This is a genomic window from Actinokineospora sp. NPDC051303, from assembly GCF_055586285.1.
The window spans coordinates 161,941-185,425 of record NZ_JBVJIN010000009.1 but is presented as its reverse complement, the minus strand read 5'-3'; the positions used below and the strand labels follow the sequence as shown (position 1 = coordinate 185,425).

Below are 23,485 nucleotides of genomic sequence, written 5' to 3'. Positions count from 1 at the left end.
ACCAGCGGCTCTCCCCGCCGGAACCCGCCGTACGGGCGGCCGATGGGGGCGGCCGGGTGCGCGCCCACAGGACACAGGCGGTCACCAGCGCCAGGCTGGATGCCGCCGCGGGCGACCACCGGGCCAGGAACGCCCATGTCGGGACCAGGCCCACGAGGACCAGTTGCCAACCAATGCCTGCGATCGCCAGCACGAGCAGAGCGAACGCCACCAGCCGGGCCCGCCGTCTGGCTCGAATGCCACGCTCCCCGGCCCGCAACGCGTCGCGCACAACACTCTCGTCCACACTTCGTATTCGTCCCAACACGACACGGCGTAACCGGGCGAACGGTCACCATCCCACCGCTCGTGGCGATAAAGACCCCGGTCAGCTCGGTGCCGACCTGACGATGTGACCGACGGATCGGCCCAATGGGGAAGGCTCCAGCCCGGCGGACGTTGTGCCTGGTATGGACGTCGTGGTGATCGGGGCCGGGCAGGCGGGGCTGTCGAGCGCGTACTTCCTGCGGCGGACCGGGCTGGACTTCGTGGTGCTCGACGCCAACCCCGGGCCCGGTGGGGCGTGGCGGCACCGGTGGCCGTCGCTGCGGTTGGGCAAGGTGCATGGGATTCACCCGCTGCCGGAATCGACCGTGCCCCCGGCCGATCCTGACCGGCCCGCGTCGGAGGTGGTGGCCGAGTACTTCGGCGACTACGAGCGGGCGTTCGACCTGCCGGTGCGGCGGCCGGTGGCGGTGCGGGCGGTCCGCGACAGCGGTGACCGGCTGCTGGTCGAGACCGACAGCGGCACCTGGTCCACCCGGGCGTTGATCAACGCGACCGGGACGTGGGACCGGCCGTTCTGGCCGCACTACCCGGGGCGGTTCGACGGGAGGCAGCTGCACACGGCGAACTACCGGGGGCCGGAAGAGTTCGCCGGGCAGCGGGTAGTGGTCGTGGGCGGTGGGGCGTCCGGCGTGCAGGCGCTGATCGAGATCGCCGAGGTGGCCGCGGCGACCACGTGGGTCACGCGGAGGGCACCGGTCTGGCGGGAAGGTCCGTTCACCCCGGAGCACGGGCGGGCGGCGGTGGCGCGGGTGGCTGACGCGGTGCGGGAAGGCCGGATACCGGCGAGCGTGGTCAGCGTTACCGGGCTGGGTCTTACGCCTGAAGTCATAGAGGCTCGCGGTAAGGGCATCTTGGACCGCTTGCCGATGTTCGACCGGTTGACCCCGACCGGCGTGGCCTGGGACGACGGCCGGACAATCGAGGCCGACGCGATCCTGTGGGCGACCGGCTTCCGGCACGCGCTCGACCACCTCGCCCCGCTGCGGCTGCGCGGCCCCGGCGGCGGCATCGTGATGGACGGCACGCAGGTCGCGGCCGACCCGCGCATCCACCTGGTCGGCTACGGCCCCTCAGCCAGCACGATCGGCGCGACCCGAGCAGGACAGGCCGCGGCGGCGAGCCTCAAGCGACTGCTCAGGTCAGGGGAACGGGACGAGATCGGGGCGCTTCGACGGGCGACCGTCGCCTAACGAGGAGCCGGTAAGCAAACCTCTAGCGACCAACCCGGCCACTCCGGCACCCGGACCCATCGCCCAAGAAGCGGTCGGTAAACAAGCCTCTAGCAACTAACAGGGTCAACGACCGGCCACTTCGGCACCCGACCCATCACCAGCAAGAGGCCGGTAAGCAAGCCTCTAGCGACCAACCAGGCCAAACCAATCCGGAAACTTCGGCACCCGACCCGTCGCCCAACAGGCTGCCGGGAAGCCAGACCTCCGATCTCCCTAAGAAGTCAAGCCGCGACCGTCTCGTTTGAGGGAGGGAACGCCCGGTGTTGATCAAAGGTGGTGCGGTTTTGCAGGCAGAAGTAGAGCTGTCCGAGCATCTTGTTGAACAGGTGTCGCAGGGCGGCGGGGTGGCGTGCGCCGAGTTCGCGGCGGTGGCGGTAGTGGGCTTTGGCGGGTTCGCAGTGGGTGGTGGCGGCGAAGGCCCAGAGCCAGCCGACTGCGGCCAGGCGGTCGTTCTTGACGCGGCGGAAGGTGATGGAGATCGAGCGTCCGGAGGCGCGGGTGACCGGCGCGGATCCGGCGTAGGCCTTGAGGGCTCGGGCGTCGGTGAACCGGGCGCGGTCGTCGCCGATCTCGGCGAGCACGCGGGCGCCGGTGGAGTCCCCGAGTCCGGGGAAGCTGGTGATGATGGCGTGGTCGGGGTGCTGGCGGAAGGCCTCGGCGGTGGCTTGTTCGAGTTCGTCGGTGCTGGTGCAGGCCGCGTCGAGCATGGCCAGCAGCGCGAGGGCCTGGTGGCCGAAGGCGTCCTCGACCAGGGTGGGCTGGCGCAGCTGCGGTTGACGAAGGCGGTCTTTGATCTCGGTGGCGAGTCGCTCGACGGAGCGGACGCGCCCGGCCTTGCGCAGCGCGGTGGCGATGCGGGTCTTGGTCAGCTTGGCCGCGGTGGCCGGGGTGGGGGCGATCGCGAGGACCGCGCGGGCCTCGCGGGTGGCGATGGCCGCGGAGGAACCGGTCCCGAAGGCGGCCAGGAAGGTCGGGTAGTACTCGCGCAGCACCGAGCGCAGCTCGTTGGCGACGCGGGTGCGGCGCCAGATCGCGTCCTGCTGGGCCCTGGCCAGCACGGCGACGGCTTGGGCCCGGTCGCTGTCGGCCGGGATGCGCCGGTGGACGTGGGCGTCGACGCGCAGGATGTTCGCCAGCGTCATCGCGTCGGCGTGGTCGGACTTGGTGCGGGCGACGGAGTGCCGTTCGCGGTAGCGGGCGACGGCCATCGGGTTGATCGCATAGATCGGGCGCCCGGTGGCGCGCAGGGCCGCGACCAGGAGGCCGCGAGGGGTCTCGATCGCGACCGGGATCGGGGCCTCGGCGGTGTCGCCGAGCTCGGCCAGCAGGCTGGTCAGCTCGGCGAACCCCTCGATGTCCTCGTTGATCCGTTTCTTCGCCACCAGCGTGCCCTCGGCGTCGATCACGGCCAGGTCGTGGTGCCCTTCGGCCCAGTCGATCCCGCAGAACAACTTCACCCGCTCAACCTCCATCTTTGCCTGTTTGTGCTGGTCAGAGACCCAGCGAGAACGCGCAGCGCCCTAATTACGAGGCTCGATGGCCTTCCCTCCGATGAGCTGTTCGCGATCTCAGCGACCCGCGTGCCGCCTGTCTTCGCTCAGAGCTCTCGGCTCCCGGTTCACGAGACGTCATCCACGCGGGCTGGCTCAAACCACGAGCAACCTGCCAACACCACCGCGGCGGGCGAGCCCGCGACACGCGAGCCCACCCGCCGGGTTCCGTCACAGCGCCGCCCACGGTCTGGCTTCAGGCCTCGCGGGCCTGGAGGTATGCAGGGGTCGACACCGTGGCGAGGTCGACGGAGATCGTTCGTCGTCGCGCCGCCCTCGGTCTTGCATGAGGCCTCACAGGCCACGAGGTGCTCAGGGGTCGACGCGACGACGAACAACCGAACGATCGGAAACCGCCACCGGGTCAGCCTTGATAGAGGCCTCGATGAGCCCAGGGGGACATAGACCTCGGCGGCGGGCAACCAACCACTCAGCAGTAATTAGAGGCCTCGATGAGCCCAGGGGGACATAGACCTCGGCGGCGGGCAACCAACCACTCAGCAGTAATTAGGTGTGGCCCCCACGACCACTCACATCAGGCGAACGGAACCAGATCTGGCCGCTTGGGCGCGCGACCGTCGCCTGAGGAGCGGCCGGTGAGCCTGCGGCCGATCCACGGACCGAGGTGGATCCTGGCCCACCGCACGTCCGCGCGGGCGCGGGCGCGCCAGGCCAGGACCGGCGTGGGCACGGGCGCGGCCCAGTCGAACGTCGCGGGCAGGCCCAGGGCCTGGGCGGTGGCCTCGGCGACCCGGCGGTGGCCCTCGGCGTTGAGGTGGATGCGGTCCTCCGCCCACAGCGCGGGCGAGTCGAACACGCGGGACGAGAACAGGTCGACCACGATCGCGTCGTGCCGCGCGGCCAGGTCGTCCACCAGGTCCAGCAGGCGGGTGATGCGCGGCAGCAGGCGCGCGCTGCCGCGCATCCGCCGGGTCGGGTCGATCACGCGGAACAGCACGAGGCGCCCGGCCGCCGCGGCCAGGGTGTCGGCGGCGTGGGTGACGTGGCGGGTGATGGCGTCCATGTCGCAGCCGGGGCGCAGGACGTCGTTCATGCCGCCCGCGAAGGTGACCAGGTCGGGGCGCATGGCGGCGGCCGGGTCGACCTGCTCGGCCACGATCTGGCGGACCAGTTTGCCGCGCACGGCCAGGTTCGCGTAGCGGAAACCGGGGGCGCGCTCGGCGAGGCGGGCGGCGACGAGATCGGCCCAGCCGCGGCAGGTGCCGTCGGGCAGGTTGTCGGACATGCCCTCGGTGAACGAGTCGCCCAGGGCGACGAGGCTGGTGTAAGCGGTCATCTCGGCCGCCATGCTAGCTAGTGCCGAGGGCGGAAACGCTCACCGCGTTCGACCCGCCTGCCACGGCACACGTTTTCGGCCACTGCACTAGCGACTTTCGTTGCGCCCGCCACCACCCGAATGATGCCGATTCGGCCCGGTGGCCGCCGTCGGTAGGTAGCGTGCGGACCGTGAAGGAGCCACTGTGGCGCACGCGGCGCGAGGGGTTCTTCTACCTGCTGCCGATCGCCATCGTGTTCGGCGTCCATGTGCTGGTCGTGGTCGCCGAGCAGTCGCCCGTGACCAGGTTCGAACTGGTCGACCTGGCCGCCTCGCTGGCGCTGACCGTGCTGATGGTGCTGCGCAAGCGCTATCCGGTGACCCTGATGGCCGCGGCTATCGCGATCAGCGCGGGCTACCTGCTGCTGATGACCTACGGCACCGGCGAGTGGCACCCGGGGTTCAAGGACATCGACCCGTGGATGCCGCTGGCCGCGACCGTGCTGGCCTACAGCGTCATGGTCTACGCGGGCCCGATCACCGGCCCGGTGCTGGTGGGCGTGCTGACGGTGATCATCGCGCGGCCGTGGCGCACCTCGACGGACCTGGTGCTGGGCACCCTGCTGATGATCGTCATGCCCGCCCTGATCGGGCTCTACGTCCGCGCCCACCGGCGCCTGGTCCAGGCCCTCACCGACCGGGCGGAACGGGCCGAACGCGAGCAGCATCTGCTGGCCGAGCAGGCGCGCGCCGACGAGCGCGTGCGGCTCGCCGAGGAGATGCACGACGTCGTCACGCACCGGGTGAGCCTGATGGTGCTGCACGCGGGCGCGCTGGGGGTGACCGCGCCGGACGAGCACACCCGCACCGCCGCCGAGGGGCTGCGCGCGGCGGGCTGCGAGGCGCTGAACGAGTTGCGTGAGCTGGTCGGCGTCCTGCGCAACGACCCGGACGGGCCCGAGCCGCGCACGGCCGCCGCCGACCCGGCCGCCGTGCCCGACCTGAGCACGCTGGTCGCGGAGTCCGAGTCGGTCGGGGTGCCGGTGGAACTGGTGCAAGACGGCAACCCGGCGCTTACCTCGCCCGCGGTAGGCCGCACCGCGTACCGGGTAGTGCAAGAGTCGCTGACGAACATCCGCAAGCACGCGCCGGGCGCGCCGACGAAGGTCCACGTCCGCTACGGCGGCGACCGCGTCCGGCTCACGATCCGCAACGACCGTGCCACCGGGACAGTCGACAGCGGCCTGTCCAGCACCGGTTCCGGGGTGGGTTTGGTCGGCCTGCGGCAGCGGGTGGAACTGGTCGGGGGCACCCTGTCGGCGGGTCCCCGCGCGGGCGGCGGCTTCGAGGTGGACGCCGTGCTGCCCGCCTATGTCCCCACTCCCGAGAGCGTCTAGACCGTGATCCGGGTCGTCGTGGTGGACGACGAGCCGATGGTGTGCGCGCACCTACGCGCGATCCTCGGCTCCGCGAACGATCTGGAGGTCGTGGACCAGGCCCACGACGGGGCGGCGGCGGTGGAGGCGGTCGTGCGCCACCGGCCGCACGTGGTGCTGATGGACCTGCGGATGCCCGGGGTCGACGGGCTGACCGCGATCGAGCGGATCCGCAAGCTGCCCGACCCGCCCGCCGTGGTCGCGCTGACCACCTTCGACGCCGACCAGTACGTCATCCGGGCGCTGCGCGCGGGGGCGGCGGGCTTCCTGGTCAAGACGACCCCGCCGGAAGACCTGATCGGCCTGGTCAGGGTGGCCGCGGACGGCCACACGGTGCTCTCCCCCGCCGCGACCCGCAGGCTGGTCGCCGCCCAAGCCGGGGAGCAGGCGACCCGGGACCGGGCGCTGCACCGGGTGCGGGGGCTGACCGAGCGGGAGACCGAGGTGCTCAGCGGGCTCGGCGAGGGCCTGTCCAACGCCCAGATCGCGCAGCGGCTGTCGCTGAGCGAGGCGACGGTCAAGAGCTATGTCTCCCGGATGCTCGTGAAGCTGGACTGCGCCAACCGGACGCAGGCGGGGTTGCTCGCCTACCACGCGGGGTTAGTCACCCGCTGAGTGGACCTGTTAGCGCACTGTGATTCCGGCTAGGTTTGCCCGGCATGAAGCGACCCCTCATCCTCGCCCTCGCCGTGCTCGGTTTTCTCCCGGCGCCCGCTAACGCCACCCCGGTAGAGCTGACCTGGCACCTGTCGCCCACCGCTTCCGACGCCCGACTACGCGGTCTGTCGGCGGTAAGCCACCGGGTCGCGTGGGCGAGCGGCAGCCGGGGAACGGTGCTGCGCACTGTGGACAGCGGAAAGTCCTGGCAGCGGTCCTCACCACCGGGAACAGCGGCACTGGAGTTACGCGACATCGAGGCGTTCAACGCGGACAGCGCTGTCGCGCTGAGCATCGGGCCGGGCGAGCGGTCGCGGATCTTCCGCACCGACGACGGCGGCGCGACCTGGGCGGAGACCTTCCGCAACACCGAGGAGACCGCGTTCTACGACTGTCTGGCGTTCTTCGACCACAAACACGGCCTGGCCGTGAGCGACCCCGTCGACGGCCGGTTCCGGGTGCTGACCACCGACGACGGCGGCCGGTCGTGGTCGGCCGTGCCCGGCGACCGGATGCCCGCGGCGCTCGACGGCGAGTTCGCGTTCGCCGCGAGCGGCCAGTGCCTGACCGTCGCGGGCGGTCGGGACGCGTGGATCGCCACCGGCGGCGGCGCGCGGGCGCGCGTGCTGCGCTCGGGGGACCGTGGGCGGAGTTGGACCGTCGCCGACACCGTCCTGGCCAGTGGCCCGAGCGCGGGTGTGTTCGCCACCGCGTTCCGCGACCCCCGGCGCGGCATCGCGGTCGGCGGCGACTTCGCCGCGCCCGACACCGGAACCGACGCGCTGGGTGTCACCACCGACGGCGGACAGACCTGGCAGCGGCCTGACAGCGCCCCACGCGGCTACCGCTCCGGCGTCGCCTGGCGCCCGCACGCGCCCGCCAGCGCCCTCGCCGTGGGCCCGACCGGCAGCGACGTCACCGTCGACGGCGGCCGGAACTGGCGCCCGTTCGACGCGGGCAGCTTCGACACGGTCGACTGCGCCCGCGACGGGGCGTGCTGGGCCGCGGGCGAGAAGGGCCGTGTCGCCACGCTCGGGCTCACCCGTTAGACGTTTCCCGGAAAGCACGGTGGTGTTTTGGGCAGTCTCGCGGGGAGATCGGCGACAGACTGGGGCCGACACCGCGTTCTCTGGGAGGGGCCCGAATGACCGTCGAAGTCCTGCGCACCGGTAAGCACTCGTTCGTCGCCTGCAACGACCGGGGCGCGGAGGTCCGACTCGGCCGGGTCGGGCAAGAGGGCACGTTCAGCCCTGTCGAACTGCTCTTGGCCGCCGCGGCCGGGTGTGTCGCGATCACCGCGGAGGAGTTGGTGCTGCGCCGGATCGGGGAAGGCGCGCGCTTTCAGGTGGCGGCGACCGACGTGCGGCTGCCGGGGGAACACGAACTCGACGGCGTGCGGATCGACCTCGACCTGGACCTGTCCGGCCTGGACGAGGCGGGCCGGGCGGAGTTGCTGGCGGTGGTGAACCGGGCCGTGGACGCGCTGTGCACGGTGACGCGGACGCTGAAGAGGTCGACGGCCGTGCAACTGGCGCCGCCCAAGCTCCCTAGCCAGTGACCACGGCGACGACCGTGCTGCCCGCCGGGAAGTCGGTGTGGAAGATGCCGTAGAGCATCTTGGCGACATAGATCCGCTCGACGGGCACGCCGTGGCGGGCGGTGAAGTCGTCGGCAAACGCTTGCAGCTCCGGCGGCGTCTTGGCGTAGCCGCCGAAGTGGAAGCGGGTGTCAAGAGACCAACGGTCAGCCGTGCCTGCGAGGTCTCGCACTTCGGCGCGCAAGAAGTCGCCTCTGAGCACCGAGAAGCCAAGAGCCCACTGGTGCGGACGCAGCCCGGTGGCCAGTCCGGCGAGCGTGGCCCCGGTGCCGCACGGGCAGCAGATGACGTCGAAGTCCTCGGTTATCTCGGCCACGATCTCCCGGCAGCCGAGGACAGCGAGGGCGTTGCTCCCGCCTTCCGGTAAGAGGTAATACTCGCCCCAGCGTTCGCGGAGAGCGGCAAGAACATCCGCGTCCCTCTTACGGCGGTAGGTGGCGCGGTCCAGGTAGGTCAGCGTCATCCCCCGGCTCACCGCGAAGGCAAGGCTGTCGTTGAGCGGCAGGTGTTCCTCACCGCGGATGACACCGATGGTCCGGAAGCCGTAGTGGTGCCCGGCCGCCGCCGTGGCCCGGATGTGGTTGGAGTACGCGCCGCCGAAGGTCAGGACCGTTCCCGCCGCCCGGGCGGGCGCGAGGTTGTGCGCGAGCTTGCGCCACTTGTTCCCCGGGATCTCCGGGTGAATCAGGTCGTCGCGCTTGAGCAGCAGCCGAAACGCCAACCGCTCGTCGACCACCTCGACAAGCGGCGACGGCAGGCGCGGGCGCATGACCGCCGATGGTAGAGATCCCGCATGACGAAGAACTCGCACTGCGGCTTCTGCGGCGCGGCCTACCCCGCGGGCCTGCCCTGGCCCCGGCGGTGCGCGGCCTGCGGCCAGACAACCTACCTGAACCCGCTGCCGGTCGCGGTGCTGTTGGCGCCGGTGGACGAGGGCCTGCTGGTCGTGCGGCGCGACATCGAGCCGCGGCGGGGCGAACTCGCGCTGCCCGGCGGGTTCATCGACCTGGGCGAGACCTGGCAGGAGGCGGCGGCACGCGAACTGCGCGAAGAGGCGGGCGCCGTGGTGGACCCGGCCGAGGTGACGTTGTTCGACGCCGCGAGCGCGGACGGGGTCCTGCTGGTGTTCGGTTTGGCCCCGCGCGTGGCGCTGGCGGCGCTGCCGCCGTCCGCGCCGACCGCCGAGACCAGCGGCTGGGAGGTCGTCACCGGGCCCGTCGAGCTGGCGTTTCCCCTGCACACGGCTGCGGCCGAGCGGTTTTTCACCACCAAAGTGGGCGCTTCGGCCGGGCGGAGCCTCCGCCGAAGGTAGGACCGGGACTTCATGCCCGAGCATGACGTCTTACCCGGGCCGGAGCACTAGCGTTGAACTCGGCACCAAGGGGGGATCACGGGGGGAGACCCACCGAGAGTGGAGATCTGGGGGGAGATCCACTGGGGGGATCTGGGGGTGATAGCCCCCGCCGGGCCCGGCCCGGCGGGGGCTACCCTCGTCCGGTGACGATCCCGGTCCTGGTGGTCGCCGGTTTCCTCGGCTCCGGGAAGACCACCCTGCTCAACCACCTGCTGCGCGCCACGACCGGTCTGCGGATCGGCGTGGTGGTCAACGACTTCGGTCGGGTCAACATCGACGCGATGACCGTCGCGGCCCAGGTCGACTCCATGGTCACCCTCGGCAACGGCTGCCTGTGCTGCGCGGTCGACGTCGCCGACCTCGACGCCATGCTGGACCGGCTGGCCAAGCCGGACGGCCCGGTCGACGTCATCGTCGTGGAGGCGAGCGGGCTGGCCGAGCCGCCCGCGATGGTGCGGCTGGTGCTCGGCAGCGAGAACCCGCACGTCACCTACGGCGGCTTGGTCGAGGTGGTCGACGCCGCCGAGTTCGACGCCACCCGGGAACGCCACCCGCAACTCGACAAGCACCTGCGCTACGCCGACCTGGTGCTGCTCAACAAGGTCGACCGCGTCGACCCCGCCACCCGCGACCGCCTGCTCACCCTCGTCCGCGACCTGTCCGACGGCGTCCCGGTCGTCCCCACCGAGCACGGCCGCGTCGACCCGGACCTGCTGTTCGACCCGGTGGACCGGCCGGACCCGGTGGCACGGCAACTGTCGTTCGAGGACCTGATCGAGCACGAGCAGCACGTCCACGCGGGCTACGAGAGCGTCGAGTTCAGCAGCGACCAGCCGATGAACCCGCACCGGTTCATGCGCTTCCTCACCGACCGCCCGGCGGGCCTCTACCGGATGAAGGGCTTCGCCCACTTCGGCGTCCCTGGCCACGAAGACCCGTTCCACCTGCACACAGTCGGCGCCCACCTCAGCCTCACCCTCGCCCCCGACGCTCCCCGCCGCACCCAACTGGTGATGATCGGCGCGGCCCTGGACGCCACGGCCATCACCACCGCCCTCACCGCCGCCGTCGAACCGGACCCGGCCTCGGTGGACCCCCTGGACATGCTCTCGGTGACCCGCTACCTACCGCGCTAACCGGGCATGCAGGTGCATGTCGTGCCAGCCATCGGTATGCATTGCCCGTTGTCGCTCGGTTCCCTCATAGACATAGCCCGCCTTACCGGCGACCCGGCAAGAGGCCGTGTTCCGCGTCGAGTGCGCCAGGGTCATCCGGTGGAAGCCCACGTGGTCGAACATCCACGCGGTCACGGCGGTCAACACCCTCGGCGCGACCCCGAGCCCTCGGGCGGCGGGCACGACCCAGTAGGCGGCCTCACCGGACCCCTCGGCGAGGTCCAGCATCCGGAACCCGACCCGGCCCACCAGCCGATCGTCACGGGTGACGGCCCAGCCAGCCGCGGTCTCGCCCGACCACCGGGCGGGCCAGGAACAGACCCAGCGCAGCGCCTCATCCTCGGTCATGGACCGCAGGTGCCAACGCTGGATGCCCGGGTCCTGGTAGGCCGCGACAACCGCGGGGGCGTCCGAGGGCTCCCAGGGGCGCACGACCAACTCGTCCACCGTGAAGGTGGGCTGCTCGTGTTGGCGCAGACCGCCCGCCGGGATGATCGGGGGAATCAGATCAGGCATGCCTCCATGATGCGAACGGGTGTGCCAAGAAATCGCCCCAGTACGTAGGGTGTCGGTGAATCCCACACCGACAAGGGGGCGGCATGGTCGAGACCGTTGCGGAAGTCCGGCACCGACTGCCCGCGCGCAAACTCTTCGCCGCGTCGGTCGGCAACGCCCTGGAATGGTTCGACTGGACGATTTACGCCACGTTCAGCATCTACTTCGCCACCGCGTTCTTCCCGGCGGGCAACGACACCCTGGCCCAGATCAACACCTTCGCCACGTACGCGCTGGCGTTCTTCTTCCGGCCGCTCGGCGGGGTCCTGCTGGGCCGCTTCGCCGACGTGCGGGGGCGAAGACCGGCGATGCTGCTGACCATCGTGCTGATGGCGGCAGGCTCGGTCCTGATCGGGGTGCTGCCGACCTTCGAGCAGGTGGGCTGGCTGGCGCCGATCCTGCTGCTGGTCGCCCGCATCGGGCAGGGGCTGTCGTTGGGCGGCGAAGTGTCCAACGCGTCGGCTTACCTGGGCGAGATAGCGCCGCCCGAGCGCCGGGGAAGGTACTCGTCGTTCTTCTACATCTCGACCGGTTCCGCGGTGCTGGTCGCGTTCGGGCTGGGGTTCGTGCTGGCCCGGGTGCTGAGCAAGGCGGACATGGCCGCGTACGGCTGGCGCATCCCGTTCCTGCTGGGCGGGGCGCTGGGGCTGGTCGGGCTATGGGTGCGGCGCGGCCTCACGGAGACCGAACTGTTCGAGGAGCGCAAAGCCACCGCCCGCAAGGTCTCCCGCCCGCTGCTGACGACGCTGCGGAAACACCCGCGCGCGGTGGGGCAACTCGTCGGCTTCACCATGCTGTCGACGCTGTCTTATTACACGTTCTTCAGCGCTCTTACCCCGTTCGCGGTGAAGACTCGTGGGGCTGATGACGTGGACGTTTTCTTGGCTCTGTCCATCGCGACGGCGGTGTTCATCGTGTTGCAGTATCCGATGGGGGCGCTCGCCGACCGGTTTGGGCGCAAGCCGCAACTGCTGGTGTGGTCGGCGGCCACGGCGGCGCTGATCGTTCCACTGTCCACTTTGGTCCGGCCTGGGCTGGGCAACTTGGTCGTGGCGTTTACTGTGGGGTTGGCGCTGTATACGGCCATGACGGCTGTCGCGCCCGCGTTGATGAGCGAGTTGTTTCCCACTGAGCTGCGTGCTTTGGGGATTGGGGCCTGGTACAACCTGACCGTCGCGGTCTTCGGCGGCACGGCCCCGCTGGTGGTCAGCGCCTTGGCGGGGGCGGGGGCGGAAACCGCCTTCTTCTACTACGTCGCTGGTGCTGCCGTGGTGTCCTTCCTGGTCATCCTGACTCTTCCGGAGACTGCGGGAGGGGAGTTGGCTTGAGGTCTGCTCTGGTCTGCTCGATGCGGTGGGTTCCTGGGGTGGCTGGGTTGGTGGGGTTGCTCGATGGGGTGGAGTGGTTTCTTTGGGGCCCCTACGAAGGAAGATCCCGTCGTGGGAAAGACGGGTGGGGAGCCTTCGGCCCCACGACCACAGCCAGTTTAGGGATCTTCCTTCACCCCCAAAGAAACCACTCCACCCCATCGAGCACCGGGCGAGCCTAGGTGCGGCTTCGTGGGGGGTGGGTTCGCTGCTTGTTCTCCCTCTCCGGGGACCTTGCATATGCCGGTGCGGCGGGCAGGAGTGGTGGTCGGCCCCGGGGCCGGACTGGTGAAGGCGCGGTGCGGAAGTAGAAGGACGTGGCCGCGCCGAGCGCTACCGGGAGTGGTGGGCCAGGGACTGGTACAGCTCCAGGTGTCGGGCCGCCGCTGCTGTCCAGGTGTAGTGGGCGGCCAGTGTCTTGCCGGGTTCTGGTGAGCCTGGGCTGTCCAATGCGTCCGCGATGGCCGCGCCCAGTTCGGTTGGGGTGGAGCCGAAGCGGGCGACGGCGCCGAAGACTTCCCGTAGTACCGGTAAGTCGCTTGCTACCAGGGGTACCCCGGCTGCCAGGGCTTCCATTGCCGCCAGGCCGAAGCCCTCCTTGGTGGAGGGGAACGCGAACACGTCCGCCGCCGCGACCAGTGACGGTAGTGCGTCGTCGGCTACCGGGCCCAGCACTTCCGGGCGCACAGCCAGTTCGTCGGCTCTGCGTTGCCAGTCTTGGCGGTAGTCGCGGTAGTCGAACAGTGTTTCGCCGCCTGCGATGACCAGGCGGATGTCTGGGCGGTTGAGGGTGGCGAAAGCTTCCAGCAGGGTGATCGAACCCTTGCGTGGCTCTATACCGCCTACCGACAGCACATAGCGGCCCAACCGGGAACGCCACGCCTCTCTTGCGGCAAGACCGGAAGGACCGGCCGCGTCAGCGAACCGGCTTGCCGCGACGCCGTTAGGGATGACGGTTGCCTCTATGCCCCAGCCCGTCCGCAGCTCGTCGGCGACCGCAGCCGAGACGCAGACATGGGCGAACGGCTCGACGATGGCGCGTTCGTGGCAGGCCGCCAGTTCGGGAGTGGTGAAGTGGTCTATGTGGTGCACGGTCCGCACGCAGCGGGTGACGGCGTTGGCGCTGATGCAGTCCTGGGCGTGCACGATGTCGTAACCCGCCGGGTCGAACGCCTGGCGCAGCACGGAGATCGACCGCAGGATGCGCGGACCGACGCCCTCTTCCGGCACGTCGGGAAACGGCACGATCTTCAGTCGGACACGCTTGTCCACGGCGCGGTAAAAGCCGTCGTCCCCGCCCCGGCCGAGTGTCCAGACAGTGACCTCTTGCCCGGTTGCGGCTAACGCCTCGGCGAGAGCGAGGGTGTGGACGACGCCGCCGCGTGGCTTGGACGAGTAGGTGAGCAGCGCGATCTTCACCCGTACGCCTCGGGTTTGCGCTCGGTCAGGTGGTTGAGGACCCGCCGGGCGGTCGCGATCTCGGCCCGCACGTCGATCTCGGCGACCGCGATGCCCGCCTTCGACCAGGTGCGCGCCAGAATGTCGCCACCCGGGCCGACGACCTTGGCCTGGCCGAGGAAGCGCATCCCGCCCAGCGCCCCGGTCTGGTTGGACGACGCCAGCACGACCTGGTTCTCCGCGGCGCGCGCCTGGTCATAGAGGTCGAACAGCCGCGACTGCCGGTCCTGGGCCATGCGGGGCGCGCGGTTGGTGATGCTCGTCGGCCACGCGGACAGGCTGGCGATCACCTCGGCGCCGTCCAGCGCCAGGGCGCGGGAGGACTCGGGGAAGGTCTTGTCGTAGTCGATGAGCATCCCCAGCCGCCCGACCGGGGTGTCGAACGCGGCGAACCGCTCCCCCGGCGAGTACGCGATCGACTCGCCCACGGGCTGGTGCACCTTGCGGTGCAGGCCGAGCACGCCGTCCCCGGTGACGCACAGCGCGCTGTTGTAGCGCCGGTCGCCGTCGGCCTCGCAGAACCCGAAGCACACCACCATCTCGGCGGCGAGCGCGGCGACCTTGCGCACGTGCGGGTCGTCCACCGGCAGCGCGGGCGGCAGCGACTCGGGGTCGGGGTGGCGCAGGTCGGCGAGGTAGCCGCCGAGCGCGGCGTCCGGCAACACCAGCAGCGCCACCCCGGACCGGCGGGCGTGGTCGATGAGCGTGGCGACACGCTGGAGGTCGAACTCAAGGTCACGTCCGAAGTGCGCGGCGACCGCGCCGATGCGGATCATGCGGCTAACCTGCCACGACGGCCGGATCGCCGAGCACCGGGTAGGCCCGCGGCTGCCGATCGCGCAGATGGCCCATCGAGCGCCGCGCGGTCTCCAGGGCCGCACGGACGTCGAGTTCGGCCACCGCCATGCCCTCGACGACCCCGGTGTCAGCCAAAACGTCGCCGCCCGGGTCGACCACCTTGGCGCTGGCCACGAACCGCAGCGACCCGAACGTGCCCGACTGGTTCGCCGAGAGCCACACGATCTGGTTCTCCAGCGCCCGCGCCCGGTCGAACAGGTCGAACCGGCGCTTCCACCGGTCCTTGGTCAGGTCCGGCTCCGGGTTAGTCGCGCTGCCCGGCCACGCGGAGACGCACACGACGATCTCCGCGCCGTCCAGCGCCAGCGCCCGCGCCGACTCGGGGAACGCCTTGTCGTAGCAGATCATCATGCCCAGCCTGCCGACCGGCGTGTCGAACGCGGCGAAGCCTTCTCCCGCGCCGTAGGTGGCGTCCTCGTTGAGCGGGCGGTGCACCTTGCGGTGGTTGCCCAGCACGCCGTCGCCAGTCACGCACACGACACTGTTGTACCGGTTGTCGCCGCCGTCCTCGCAGTACCCCGCCGCGACCACCATGTCCCCAGCGATCGCGCACAGCCGCCGGATCTCCGGCCCGTCCACCCGAAGCGCGGGCGGAGCGCCCGCCGTGCCGTCAAGAGACAGCAGGTAGCCGCCCAACGCCGCCTCGGGCAAGGCAAGCAGGCGCACACCGTCCGCGCGGGCCGTGCGGACCCAGTGCTCCACGCGGTCGAAGTCCGCCGCCAGGTCCCGGTCGAAGTTCGCCGCGACGGCGGCCATCCGCAGCCCGCTCATGCTTTCCCCATTCCCGTCACCGGGCCCGCGATGGCCTCGGTGGTCTCCCCGTCCGGCCACCGCAGGGCCACACCGCTGCCCGCGGTCAGTTCGCCGCACTCCGCGCTTACCGCGGGACCGGTAAGCGCTGGCGCGCCCGGGTGGTCCGCGGTGAGCATGGCGAAGCCGGGGAAACACGTCAGCCAGTCGCCCATGGTCGCGGCGGCGGGGCGGGGGACGGCGGCGACGTCCAGCACCGCCGCGCATCCGCTGGCCTCGGCCAGCATCCCGAGCGTGCCGACGACGCCCGCCATGGACACGTCCTTGGCCGCGGCCGGTCTGGCCGCGGCGACCGCGCCGAGCAGCGCGCGCAGTTCCGGGCCGGTGCGCGAGGTGGTGGAATCCCACTGTCGGCCCGCGTATCCGGGCCGCCACCGGCCTACCGTGTCGGCGGTAAGCCGGATGCGGTGACCAGGCCGCCCACCGCCGCCCGGTATCGGATAAGAGGTGCGGCCCAACGCGGTTACCGACAACGCGGCAGGCACCCCGAATTGCGTGTGCCCACCGAGTATCGGAACCCCGTACGCCGCGGCCGCCTTGCGCAGTCCACTGAGGACTCGGTGGGCGAACGACGCGTCCCGCGCGCCGACCGCGTCGAGCAGCCCCACCGGCTCGGCGCCCATGGCGGCGAGGTCGTTGAGGTTGACCAGCACCGAGCACCACCCGGCCCACTCGGGGTCGCGCTCGACCATGGCGGGCACGATCGCGTCGCAGGCGGCCACGAGGTCGCTGCCCGGGACCGGGGCGCCGTCGTCGCCGACGAACCCCGCCCCGCCCGGGGCGAGCCCGGCGAGCAGCGCCCCGAGCCTGCGCTTGGTCGCGTCGGCCAGCGCCGCGACCCGCCCGATCGGCCAGCGCATGAGCACGTGGTCGGCCCCGGCGACCGTCGTCGGCCGCACCGACCGCCAGCCGAGCCGGTGGAACAGCCGCTCGTTCACCGCCTGCACGGTGGCGTCGAACCGCAGCGCGCCCGCCCCCTCGGCGTGCGCGCAGGCGGCATTGACCAGAGCGCTCCCGACGCCCGCCGCGCCTTGGCCGGGCCGGACGACCAGCCGTCCGCCGACCCACCAGCCCACGTCCTCGGCCGGGGTCGCGGGCCCGAGCCGGACGCCGCCGACCACCTCGCCCGCCTGGTTTCTGGCGACGAGCACGACAGTGCGCGGGTCCTCGTCGCGCCAGTCGAGGTCATCGTCCGCGAAGAGGCCCTGACTTTCGACAAACACCGCCTTACGCAGCGCACGGTAAACACGCAGCGCGGCCTCATCGGCCGGTTCGACGTGGTGGAAGACCTCCGGCGCCGCCCGCCCGCCGAGCAGCACCTCCCCGAGCGCGGTCATCCGCCCGCCGCCTGGAGCACGCCGCACGCCCCGCAGGCGGCGCAGCCCGCGCCCTGGTCGGCGCCGGTCATCCCGGCCGCGCGCAGCAGCGCGGCGACCCGCTCGGTGACCTCGCGCACCAGCGCGGGCGCCGGCGCTGCTGCCCCGTCGCGCCGGGCGAGGGTGCCCAGCATCGGCCGGAACGGCACCACGAACGGGTAGACCCCGCGCTCGATGAGCCTGCCCGCGCCCGCGACGAGGGCGTCCGGGTCGTCACCAAGGCCGATGAGCAGGTAGGTCGAGACCTTGTTGCGGCCGAAGACCCGCACCGCCTCGTCCCACGCCGCCTCGTACTCGGCCATCGGGACCAGGCCCTTGCTCGGCATCCACCGCGCGCGGACCTCGTCGTCAAGGGACTCGACGTGGATGCCGATGGCGGTCGCGCCCGCCGCGCGCAGTTCGGCGATCACCGACAGGTCCGCTGGCGGCTCGATCTGCACCTGGATCGGCAGCCCCGGCACGGCGTCGAGGACGGCCCGCACGCAGCGGACCAGCGGGCGGGCGCCGCGGTCGGGAGCGGCGGTGGTGCCGGTGGTCATGACCATCTGCCGGATTCCGTCGAGCCGGACCGCGGCCTCGGCGACCTCGGCCAACTGCGCGGGCGTCTTCGCCGCCACGGTCGCGCCACTGGCCAAGGACTCCTCGATAGCGCAGAACCGGCAACGCTGATCCTCGGCATACCGGACACAGGTCTGCACCACCGTTGTCGCCAAGACGTCTCGACCGTGCAAGAGCGCGATCTTGTCGTAAGAGATGCCGTCGGCGGTCTGCAAGTCGTAGAACTTCGGTCTGCGCACCGGTTCGACGCTCAGGCCGAGGTCGACACCGCCCTCGAACACCCGGCCGTCGCGCACGAGGTACGGGCTGTCCGGGTTCAGCGGCAAGGTGGCGTTGGCGCCGTCCAGCACGACGTGGCCGTCGTCGCTGGGGCCAGCGCCTTTGCTGCGGCGGACCGGCGCGTCCATCCGCACCCCGAGCAGGGCGAGGTCGACGCGGGTGGTCAGGGATCGAGACAGAGATCGGGACACGCGGCACTCCCTTCTCCCGCGGTGGACACGGAACGCCCGTGCCCACCGCGGCCCGCGGCTACCACATGTAGGTGGAATTGATGATCGCGCCCTTGCGGGCGTAGTGGATGAGCGCGTCCTGGACGTCCAGCGGGTGGGTCGGGATGACCCCCTCGATCAGGTCCTCCTCGCGCAAACCGTGCAGGGACAGGCCGAAGCGGCAGCAGTAGACCTTGCCGCCCTCCTTGATGAACGTCTTGAGCGAGTCGTTGATGTTGTGCTCGCCGGGGAACGCGGAGTTGCCCGTGGTGGGGAAGCCGCGGGTGGCCATGGCGTTCATCGCGCCGGGGCCGTAGAAGTAGATGGCGGTCTCGAAGCCCTTCCGCAGCGCGCGGGTGGCCTGCAGGATCGCCACGAAGCTCACCGACGACTCGTGCGCGATGCCGTGCACGAGCGTGAAATACGACTGGCCTTCCTCAGCCTGGTAATCGGGGAAGACCTTGGTGCCGCCGTACAGGTTCGAGCCGTCCGGCAGCGAGGGGTGCGGGATCTCGTTGAGGCTCTGCTCTTCGAGTTCGGTCAGCTCACCCATGGAAACTCTCCTCGTGACTAGTCATAGAGCCTGGCGAAGTTGCCGCGGAAAACCGCTTCCGCTAGCTCGCCGTCACCGGTGACGGCGCGCAGTTTGTGGTATTCGCCCGCGAAGTCGCCCCAGGGCTGGTCGCTGGCGAACAGGATTCGGTCGTGCCCTATTCCACGCCGGTCGATCTCGTGCGCCAGCCAGCGCGGAGCGAAACCGATCGACCAGGACAGGTCGGTGTAGACCCGCTTGCCCTCGGCGATCCAGTCGAAAAACCGCGAGCCCGCGAGCTTGAGGTGGCCGCTCATCCCCCCGCCGAAGTGCACGAGGTGAATGTCGACGGCATCGCCGTAGTCCGCCACGAGACCGCCGACCTCATCAATATCGGAGGCAGCGCCCGGAGAGGTGTGCACGTGCACGACTAGTCGATTTTCCGCCGCCACCGCGAAGATCCGGTCCAGCTGCGGGCGGCAGTCCGGGTCGCCGACCCGGCCGCCGAGCAGGAAACTCGTCTTGAGCGCGCGCACCCCGGGCTCGCCAGCCAGGGCGAGCGCCCGCGCGTTGCGCTCGGCGTCGGCGGCCTTGGGCGAGACCCACAGCGCGGCCCGCACCCGGTCGTCTTGACTCGCGGCCTCCACGACCAATTCGTTGAACCCGAATGCGACATCCGGATCGGGCACGCCGTAGTTCGGAATGACCAGCGCGCGTTGCACGCGTTCGGCGTCGAGATCGGCGAGCAATTGCGCCACCGTGCCGCGCGCGCCCAGATCGGGGTTGATCGCGGGGCCGCCGTAGAATGGGTAAGCGGGCAACACACCAAGGTGTCGGTGCGCGTCGGAAACCCAGCCTGCCATGGTCATGATCTCACCTCCCGGCGATGTCGAGACGATTCCCCGCGAAACAACTCGCGGTTTCGTTTGTTTCCGACCGATGACGCGAAAAACGTGAACCGTTATTCAGGCGACCGTGCGCGGCGCGGTCCACTCGGCCGCGCTCGGCCCCGTGCCGCGCGGGGTCCCCGCGATCCAGGGCACCTCGACCGACCGCGCGGGCCCGGCGATGATCCGCGCGGCGAGGTGCTCGGCGTCGGCGGCCACGCCGCAGAACCGGCCCGACCCCCACGTCCACTGCCAGGGCAGGCCGAGGAAGTACAGCCCGGGGAAGGTGGTGACGCCCCGGTGGTGCGCGGGGTAGCCGCGGCCGTCGAACACCGGCACGTCGATCCACCGGTTGTCCCGGCCGAAACCGGTGCACCACACCACCGACGTGACGCCTTCCGCGGCCAAGTCAACCGACGTGGGCCCGTCCTCAGGCGCCCAGACCGGGACATAGCGCGGCTCCTGCGGCGCCACGAGGTCCCGTCCGGCGATGAAGGCGTCGATGGAGTCCTTGATGGACTCCGACACCGCGTCCGCGTTGTCGAGGTTGCGGCGCAGGTCGTCGGCGAACTCGACCACGCCCGCGCGGACGGCTGAGAGCCTGCCGTGCAACCGCATCCCCTGGAGGGCGAACGCGCGCAGGTCGATGTCGCGCCCGCCGCCGCGGCCGGTGACGTAGTGGTTGGCGCGCATCCGCACCGCGTCGGCGTCATCGAACTCGTCGATGGACTTGCGGTAATACCCCATGTCCGCCAACCAGTCCACGACGTCGCGGCCCCGGTACCGGCGGGCCACGCGGGGCGCGCTACCGGTCGCCAGGTGAACCCGCCGTCCGGCGAGGTGCAGGTCTTCCGCGATCTGGCAGCCGGACTGGCCGGTGCCGACGACGAGCACCGCGCCGGGCGGAAGACTTTCCGGATTCCGGTAGTCCGCCGAGTGGATCTGGGTGACGCTGTCGGGCAACCGTTCAGCGACCCGCGGGATCAACGGCACCTGGTAAGGCCCGGTCGCCACCACTACCTGATCGGCGGTAAGCGTGCCACGGGTAGTGGTAAGAGCGAACTTCCCGTCGCCGTTGACCCGCAACCGGGTCACCGCGACCTCCTCCAGCAGCGGCGGGTTGAACGAGGCGGCGTAGTCGCGCAGGTAGTCGACAATCTCGTCGCGCGTCATGAAACCGGACGGATCCCTTCCCGGATAAGGGAATCCAGGCAACTCGCACTGCCAGTTCGGGGTGACCAGGCAGAAGGAGTCCCACCGCCGGTCCCGCCACTCATTGGCGATCCGGCCGCGCTCCAGGACGAGGTGGTCCACTCCGCGCCCGGTCAGACAGTGGCTCATCGCGAGTCCGGCCTGCCCGCCGCCGATCACCACGGCCGACCGGTGCGTGCCGGTCAGGTCGCCGGGCAGACCTCCCTTGGCTACCGCCACAAGCCTGCTCATCGCTGGAACCCCTCGACAAGGACGAGGCCGGAAAGCCCCGTCGCCCTGGCTTTGATCTCCTCGATCTGCGCGAGCGCGCTGCCGCACTCGAAGCCGTACTTCTCCCGCACCCGCCCGGAACCGACCGCCAGCGCGGCGCAACTGCGCTCGACAAACTCCTCGACCGGGTAGCTGCTCCCCGGCTCCAGGTAGTCCGCCACGACCAACGACGGCGAGTAGCACTGCTGCGGCGACCCGTCAGGCCACCGTACGGTGAAGTACATCTCCGGCATAGGGACGAGTACAGCCACCGCTGATGATCGTCGCGTTTCCGCCGGAACACTTGCGGATTACCGGATCCGGCTCATGTGTCGGCCGCGTGACCGAGTCCTGGCGACCACGGGAGCCGCGCCGCCGGGCAACCGACGCGTAAACTCTTGGTATCTCTGCGGCATCCGGTGCTTGGCGAAAGCGTGTCGAGCGGCGAAGATAGAGTGCGCACGGCGCCGCGCGGTCACCCGCCCGACTCGCCGTTCTCATCAGCCAGTCGTCACCGCGTGGTCCGTCGCCGACCTCGATCAGTTCATAGGGAGCCGCCGCGTGGGCTTTTTCGGCCGCCGCAAGAAAACCAGGGACGCACACCGGCTTCTGGACACCCCGCTGGCCCCCGACCCGGCGGGCTACATCCCCGGCGAGCCGGTGCCGGGCGAGATCGCCGTCTACTTCGCCGACGATCCGCGCAAGCTCTACCAGCTCAAACAGTGGCTGCCGGTCTTTGAACTCCTCAACGAGCGCCGTCCGGTGGTGATCATCACCCGGAACCTGGCCTCGGCCGCGGAGCTGTCGCTGGCCACGAGCCTGCCGTGCGTGTTCGCCCCGACGTTCCCCGATCTGGTCGAGCTGTACGCGAGCAGCGACTTCAAGGCCGTGGTCTACGTCAACAACTCGGTGCACAACTTCCACTCGCTCATGCAGCGCCGCGTGGTCCACCTCCACGTCAACCACGGCGAGAGCGACAAAATCTGCATGGTCAGCAACCAGGTCAAGGCCTACGACCAGGTCTTCGTCGCGGGCACGGCCGCCATCCACCGGCACCGGGCCGCGCTGATCGGCTTTGACGAGTCGGCCCTGGTCCCGGTCGGCAGGCCGCAACTGGACCTGCGGCCGGAGCCGGTGCTGCCGCCCAGCGAGCGTCGCACGATCCTCTACGCCCCCACCTGGGAGGGCGAGGACGCGTCGAACAACTACACCTCGGTCGACGTGTTCGGCCCGGAGATCGCCGCCGCCGCGCTCGCCGTGCCGGACGCGCGCGTGATCTACAAACCGCACCCCCGGGTGTCGCTGAGTCCGTTGCCAGGCATGAAAACCGCGCACACCGAGATCGTGCGGCTGGTGGAGTCCGCCGCCGACCGCGACCCGGACGCGGGCCACCAGGTCCTCACCACCGGCGACATCTTGGCCGTGTTCCCGCGCTGCGACCTGATCGTCACCGACGTCTCGTCGGTCGGGCTCGACTTCCTTTACCTGCGCGTGGATAAACCAATGTTCATCGCCGACCGCTACGACGACCGCGACCGGCTGCACGCCAACGCGCCGATCAGCCGGTGCGCCGACATCGTGGACTCCACGACTATCGCCGCGCTCACCGCCACGCTGACCGAGCGACTGGAAAACGACCACCACCGCGACGAACGGGCCGCCACCCGCGAACACTACTTCGGCGACCTCGGTCCCGGCGAGAGCACGACGCGCTTCCTCGCCGCGGTCGACGCCGCGATCGCCCTGCGCGACCGCCAACTCGCCGAGAAGGCACGGTTCGACACCACCACCGGGAGGCTCGCGTGACCGACCAACTCCACGTCGTCATCCTGGCCGCGGGCATGGGCACCCGGTTGGGGATGCCGCGCCCGAAGCCGCTCACCCCGCTTGTCGACGGGCGCTCGATCCTGGCCCAGCAACTGGACAACCTGGCGTCGGTTTTCGGCGACCGGCCGCGGGTGACCATCGTCGTCGGCTTCCAGGCCGAGCAGATCATGGCCGCCGCGCCGGACGCCCGCTTCGTCTACAACGAGCGCTACGAGCACACCAACACCGCGAAAAGCCTGCTCAAAGCCTTGCGCCAGGCCGAATCCGGTGGCGTGCTGTGGCTCAACGGCGACGTCGTGTTCGACCCGCGCCTGCTGCACAAGATCGCACCGGCGATCGCGGCGGACCGCAGCTTCGTGTGCGTGAACACCGCCGCGGTCGGCGAGGAGGAGGTGAAGTACACCGCTTCCATCGACGGACACATCCGCGAGCTGTCAAAATCGGTGTCGGACGGTCTCGGCGAGGCCGTCGGCATCAACTACATCGCGTCTCCTGACCTGGCGACGCTGGTCGAGCACCTCGAACGCTGCTCCGACACCGACTACTTCGAGCGCGGCATCGAATCCGCGATCGGGGCGGCCGGGCTTCGGGTGCTGGCGGCGGACATCTCCGAGTTCTTCGTGGTGGAGGTGGACTTCGCGGGCGACCTTGACCGTGCGAACGTGGAGGTGGGCAAGACCGTCACCCCGGCCGCGTAGCGCCTC

General features: G+C 70.6%; 24 protein-coding genes. 10 read left to right on the top strand and 14 right to left on the bottom strand.

Features of this window, described 5'->3' with window-relative positions; genetic code table 11:
- Positions 1–286: hypothetical protein (locus tag ACZ6SD_RS10175; RefSeq protein ID WP_465316580.1), on the bottom strand; the 286-nt coding region annotated here is incomplete at its 3' end.
- A gap of 163 nt (positions 287–449) precedes the next feature.
- Here ACZ6SD_RS10175 and ACZ6SD_RS10170 point away from each other — a divergent pair.
- Entirely contained in the window at positions 450–1,517 is a 1,068-nt protein-coding gene (locus ACZ6SD_RS10170) for an FAD-dependent oxidoreductase (protein ID WP_465316579.1), read from the top strand.
- Between the two features lie 263 nt (positions 1,518–1,780).
- On the opposite strand, the gene ACZ6SD_RS10165 is transcribed toward ACZ6SD_RS10170, so the two are convergent.
- Both ACZ6SD_RS10165 and ACZ6SD_RS10160 read right to left on the bottom strand, forming a co-directional pair.
- Complete coding sequence (locus ACZ6SD_RS10165) at positions 1,781–3,031, bottom strand: IS110 family RNA-guided transposase (protein WP_465316578.1); 1,251 nt, start codon at positions 3,029–3,031, stop codon at positions 1,781–1,783.
- 613 nt (positions 3,032–3,644) lie between these two features.
- Entirely contained in the window at positions 3,645–4,406 is a 762-nt protein-coding gene (locus ACZ6SD_RS10160; protein WP_465316577.1) for an SGNH/GDSL hydrolase family protein, read from the bottom strand.
- Positions 4,407–4,576: 170 nt separating this feature from the next.
- Between ACZ6SD_RS10160 and ACZ6SD_RS10155 the strand changes: the two genes are divergently transcribed.
- The 4 genes from ACZ6SD_RS10155 (at position 4,577) to ACZ6SD_RS10140 (ending at position 8,036) form a co-directional block, all read left to right on the top strand.
- Entirely contained in the window at positions 4,577–5,782 is a 1,206-nt protein-coding gene (locus tag ACZ6SD_RS10155) for a sensor histidine kinase (RefSeq protein WP_465316576.1), read from the top strand.
- 3 nt (positions 5,783–5,785) lie between these two features.
- Positions 5,786–6,436 carry a response regulator gene (locus tag ACZ6SD_RS10150; protein ID WP_465316575.1) on the top strand — a complete coding sequence of 217 codons (651 nt, stop codon included), beginning with the start codon at positions 5,786–5,788 and terminating at the stop codon, positions 6,434–6,436.
- Between the two features lie 44 nt (positions 6,437–6,480).
- Complete coding sequence (locus tag ACZ6SD_RS10145) at positions 6,481–7,527, top strand: WD40/YVTN/BNR-like repeat-containing protein (protein ID WP_465316574.1); 1,047 nt, start codon at positions 6,481–6,483, stop codon at positions 7,525–7,527.
- Between the two features lie 95 nt (positions 7,528–7,622).
- On the top strand, positions 7,623–8,036 hold the full coding sequence (locus tag ACZ6SD_RS10140) for an OsmC family protein (RefSeq protein ID WP_465316573.1): 414 nt from the start codon (positions 7,623–7,625) through the stop codon (positions 8,034–8,036).
- Here the strand turns inward: ACZ6SD_RS10140 and ACZ6SD_RS10135 are convergent.
- Positions 8,026–8,844 carry a 1-aminocyclopropane-1-carboxylate deaminase/D-cysteine desulfhydrase gene (locus ACZ6SD_RS10135; protein ID WP_465316572.1) on the bottom strand — a complete coding sequence of 273 codons (819 nt, stop codon included), beginning with the start codon at positions 8,842–8,844 and terminating at the stop codon, positions 8,026–8,028. The genes ACZ6SD_RS10140 and ACZ6SD_RS10135 overlap by 11 nt on opposite strands.
- A 24-nt stretch (positions 8,845–8,868) precedes the next feature.
- Here ACZ6SD_RS10135 and ACZ6SD_RS10130 point away from each other — a divergent pair, with 24 nt between their 5' ends.
- Positions 8,869–9,387 (top strand): NUDIX domain-containing protein, encoded by a 519-nt coding sequence (locus ACZ6SD_RS10130; protein WP_465316571.1) that lies wholly within the window; start codon positions 8,869–8,871, stop codon positions 9,385–9,387.
- 185 nt (positions 9,388–9,572) lie between these two features.
- Positions 9,573–10,565, top strand: a complete 993-nt coding sequence (locus ACZ6SD_RS10125) for a CobW family GTP-binding protein (RefSeq protein ID WP_465316570.1) — start codon at positions 9,573–9,575, stop codon at positions 10,563–10,565.
- Here ACZ6SD_RS10125 and ACZ6SD_RS10120 read toward each other — a convergent pair.
- Complete coding sequence (locus ACZ6SD_RS10120; protein WP_465316569.1) at positions 10,554–11,120, bottom strand: GNAT family N-acetyltransferase; 567 nt, start codon at positions 11,118–11,120, stop codon at positions 10,554–10,556. The genes ACZ6SD_RS10125 and ACZ6SD_RS10120 overlap by 12 nt on opposite strands.
- A gap of 83 nt (positions 11,121–11,203) precedes the next feature.
- Between ACZ6SD_RS10120 and ACZ6SD_RS10115 the strand changes: the two genes are divergently transcribed.
- Positions 11,204–12,487, top strand: coding sequence for an MFS transporter (locus ACZ6SD_RS10115; RefSeq protein ID WP_465316568.1), 1,284 nt, complete (start codon positions 11,204–11,206; stop codon positions 12,485–12,487).
- A 372-nt stretch (positions 12,488–12,859) separates the two neighbouring features.
- Here ACZ6SD_RS10115 and ACZ6SD_RS10110 read toward each other — a convergent pair whose 3' ends face one another.
- From ACZ6SD_RS10110 to ACZ6SD_RS10070, 9 genes are all read right to left on the bottom strand, one after another.
- Complete coding sequence (locus tag ACZ6SD_RS10110; RefSeq protein WP_465316567.1) at positions 12,860–13,945, bottom strand: MSMEG_0565 family glycosyltransferase; 1,086 nt, start codon at positions 13,943–13,945, stop codon at positions 12,860–12,862.
- Positions 13,942–14,760, bottom strand: coding sequence for a carbon-nitrogen hydrolase family protein (locus ACZ6SD_RS10105; protein WP_465316566.1), 819 nt, complete (start codon positions 14,758–14,760; stop codon positions 13,942–13,944). Before ACZ6SD_RS10105 ends, ACZ6SD_RS10110 begins: the two co-directional genes overlap by 4 nt.
- 4 nt (positions 14,761–14,764) lie before the next feature.
- Positions 14,765–15,613, bottom strand: coding sequence for a carbon-nitrogen hydrolase family protein (locus ACZ6SD_RS10100; protein WP_465316565.1), 849 nt, complete (start codon positions 15,611–15,613; stop codon positions 14,765–14,767).
- Complete coding sequence (locus ACZ6SD_RS10095; protein ID WP_465316564.1) at positions 15,610–16,989, bottom strand: MSMEG_0567/sll0787 family protein; 1,380 nt, start codon at positions 16,987–16,989, stop codon at positions 15,610–15,612. The genes ACZ6SD_RS10100 and ACZ6SD_RS10095 overlap by 4 nt, the downstream gene beginning before the upstream one ends.
- Positions 16,986–18,056, bottom strand: a complete 1,071-nt coding sequence (locus tag ACZ6SD_RS10090) for an MSMEG_0568 family radical SAM protein (protein ID WP_465316563.1) — start codon at positions 18,054–18,056, stop codon at positions 16,986–16,988. Before ACZ6SD_RS10090 ends, ACZ6SD_RS10095 begins: the two co-directional genes overlap by 4 nt.
- A 58-nt stretch (positions 18,057–18,114) precedes the next feature.
- Positions 18,115–18,627, bottom strand: a complete 513-nt coding sequence (locus ACZ6SD_RS10085; RefSeq protein WP_091449320.1) for an MSMEG_0572/Sll0783 family nitrogen starvation response protein — start codon at positions 18,625–18,627, stop codon at positions 18,115–18,117.
- 17 nt (positions 18,628–18,644) lie between these two features.
- Complete coding sequence (locus tag ACZ6SD_RS10080; protein WP_465316562.1) at positions 18,645–19,475, bottom strand: amidohydrolase family protein; 831 nt, start codon at positions 19,473–19,475, stop codon at positions 18,645–18,647.
- A 96-nt stretch (positions 19,476–19,571) separates the two neighbouring features.
- Positions 19,572–20,936 carry an MSMEG_0569 family flavin-dependent oxidoreductase gene (locus tag ACZ6SD_RS10075; protein WP_465316561.1) on the bottom strand — a complete coding sequence of 455 codons (1,365 nt, stop codon included), beginning with the start codon at positions 20,934–20,936 and terminating at the stop codon, positions 19,572–19,574.
- Positions 20,933–21,226 carry an MSMEG_0570 family nitrogen starvation response protein gene (locus ACZ6SD_RS10070; RefSeq protein ID WP_465316560.1) on the bottom strand — a complete coding sequence of 98 codons (294 nt, stop codon included), beginning with the start codon at positions 21,224–21,226 and terminating at the stop codon, positions 20,933–20,935. The genes ACZ6SD_RS10075 and ACZ6SD_RS10070 overlap by 4 nt, the downstream gene beginning before the upstream one ends.
- A 289-nt stretch (positions 21,227–21,515) precedes the next feature.
- Between ACZ6SD_RS10070 and ACZ6SD_RS10065 the strand changes: the two genes are divergently transcribed.
- Both ACZ6SD_RS10065 and ACZ6SD_RS10060 read left to right on the top strand, forming a co-directional pair.
- Entirely contained in the window at positions 21,516–22,760 is a 1,245-nt protein-coding gene (locus ACZ6SD_RS10065; protein WP_465316559.1) for a CDP-glycerol glycerophosphotransferase family protein, read from the top strand.
- Positions 22,757–23,479 carry a phosphocholine cytidylyltransferase family protein gene (locus ACZ6SD_RS10060; RefSeq protein WP_465316558.1) on the top strand — a complete coding sequence of 241 codons (723 nt, stop codon included), beginning with the start codon at positions 22,757–22,759 and terminating at the stop codon, positions 23,477–23,479. The genes ACZ6SD_RS10065 and ACZ6SD_RS10060 overlap by 4 nt, the downstream gene beginning before the upstream one ends.
- Positions 23,480–23,485: the final 6 nt, after the last annotated feature.

Coding starts and splice junctions, on each gene's coding strand:
- ACZ6SD_RS10170 (WP_465316579.1), top strand. CDS start 450: ATGGACGTCGTGGTGATCGGGGCCGGGCAGGCGGGGCTGTCGAGCGCG.
- ACZ6SD_RS10165 (WP_465316578.1), bottom strand. CDS start 3,031: ATGGAGGTTGAGCGGGTGAAGTTGTTCTGCGGGATCGACTGGGCCGAA.
- ACZ6SD_RS10160 (WP_465316577.1), bottom strand. CDS start 4,406: ATGACCGCTTACACCAGCCTCGTCGCCCTGGGCGACTCGTTCACCGAG.
- ACZ6SD_RS10145 (WP_465316574.1), top strand. CDS start 6,481: ATGAAGCGACCCCTCATCCTCGCCCTCGCCGTGCTCGGTTTTCTCCCG.
- ACZ6SD_RS10140 (WP_465316573.1), top strand. CDS start 7,623: ATGACCGTCGAAGTCCTGCGCACCGGTAAGCACTCGTTCGTCGCCTGC.
- ACZ6SD_RS10135 (WP_465316572.1), bottom strand. CDS start 8,844: ATGCGCCCGCGCCTGCCGTCGCCGCTTGTCGAGGTGGTCGACGAGCGG.
- ACZ6SD_RS10130 (WP_465316571.1), top strand. CDS start 8,869: ATGACGAAGAACTCGCACTGCGGCTTCTGCGGCGCGGCCTACCCCGCG.
- ACZ6SD_RS10120 (WP_465316569.1), bottom strand. CDS start 11,120: ATGCCTGATCTGATTCCCCCGATCATCCCGGCGGGCGGTCTGCGCCAA.
- ACZ6SD_RS10115 (WP_465316568.1), top strand. CDS start 11,204: ATGGTCGAGACCGTTGCGGAAGTCCGGCACCGACTGCCCGCGCGCAAA.
- ACZ6SD_RS10105 (WP_465316566.1), bottom strand. CDS start 14,760: ATGATCCGCATCGGCGCGGTCGCCGCGCACTTCGGACGTGACCTTGAG.
- ACZ6SD_RS10100 (WP_465316565.1), bottom strand. CDS start 15,613: ATGAGCGGGCTGCGGATGGCCGCCGTCGCGGCGAACTTCGACCGGGAC.
- ACZ6SD_RS10095 (WP_465316564.1), bottom strand. CDS start 16,989: ATGACCGCGCTCGGGGAGGTGCTGCTCGGCGGGCGGGCGGCGCCGGAG.
- ACZ6SD_RS10085 (WP_091449320.1), bottom strand. CDS start 18,627: ATGGGTGAGCTGACCGAACTCGAAGAGCAGAGCCTCAACGAGATCCCG.
- ACZ6SD_RS10080 (WP_465316562.1), bottom strand. CDS start 19,475: ATGACCATGGCAGGCTGGGTTTCCGACGCGCACCGACACCTTGGTGTG.
- ACZ6SD_RS10075 (WP_465316561.1), bottom strand. CDS start 20,936: ATGAGCAGGCTTGTGGCGGTAGCCAAGGGAGGTCTGCCCGGCGACCTG.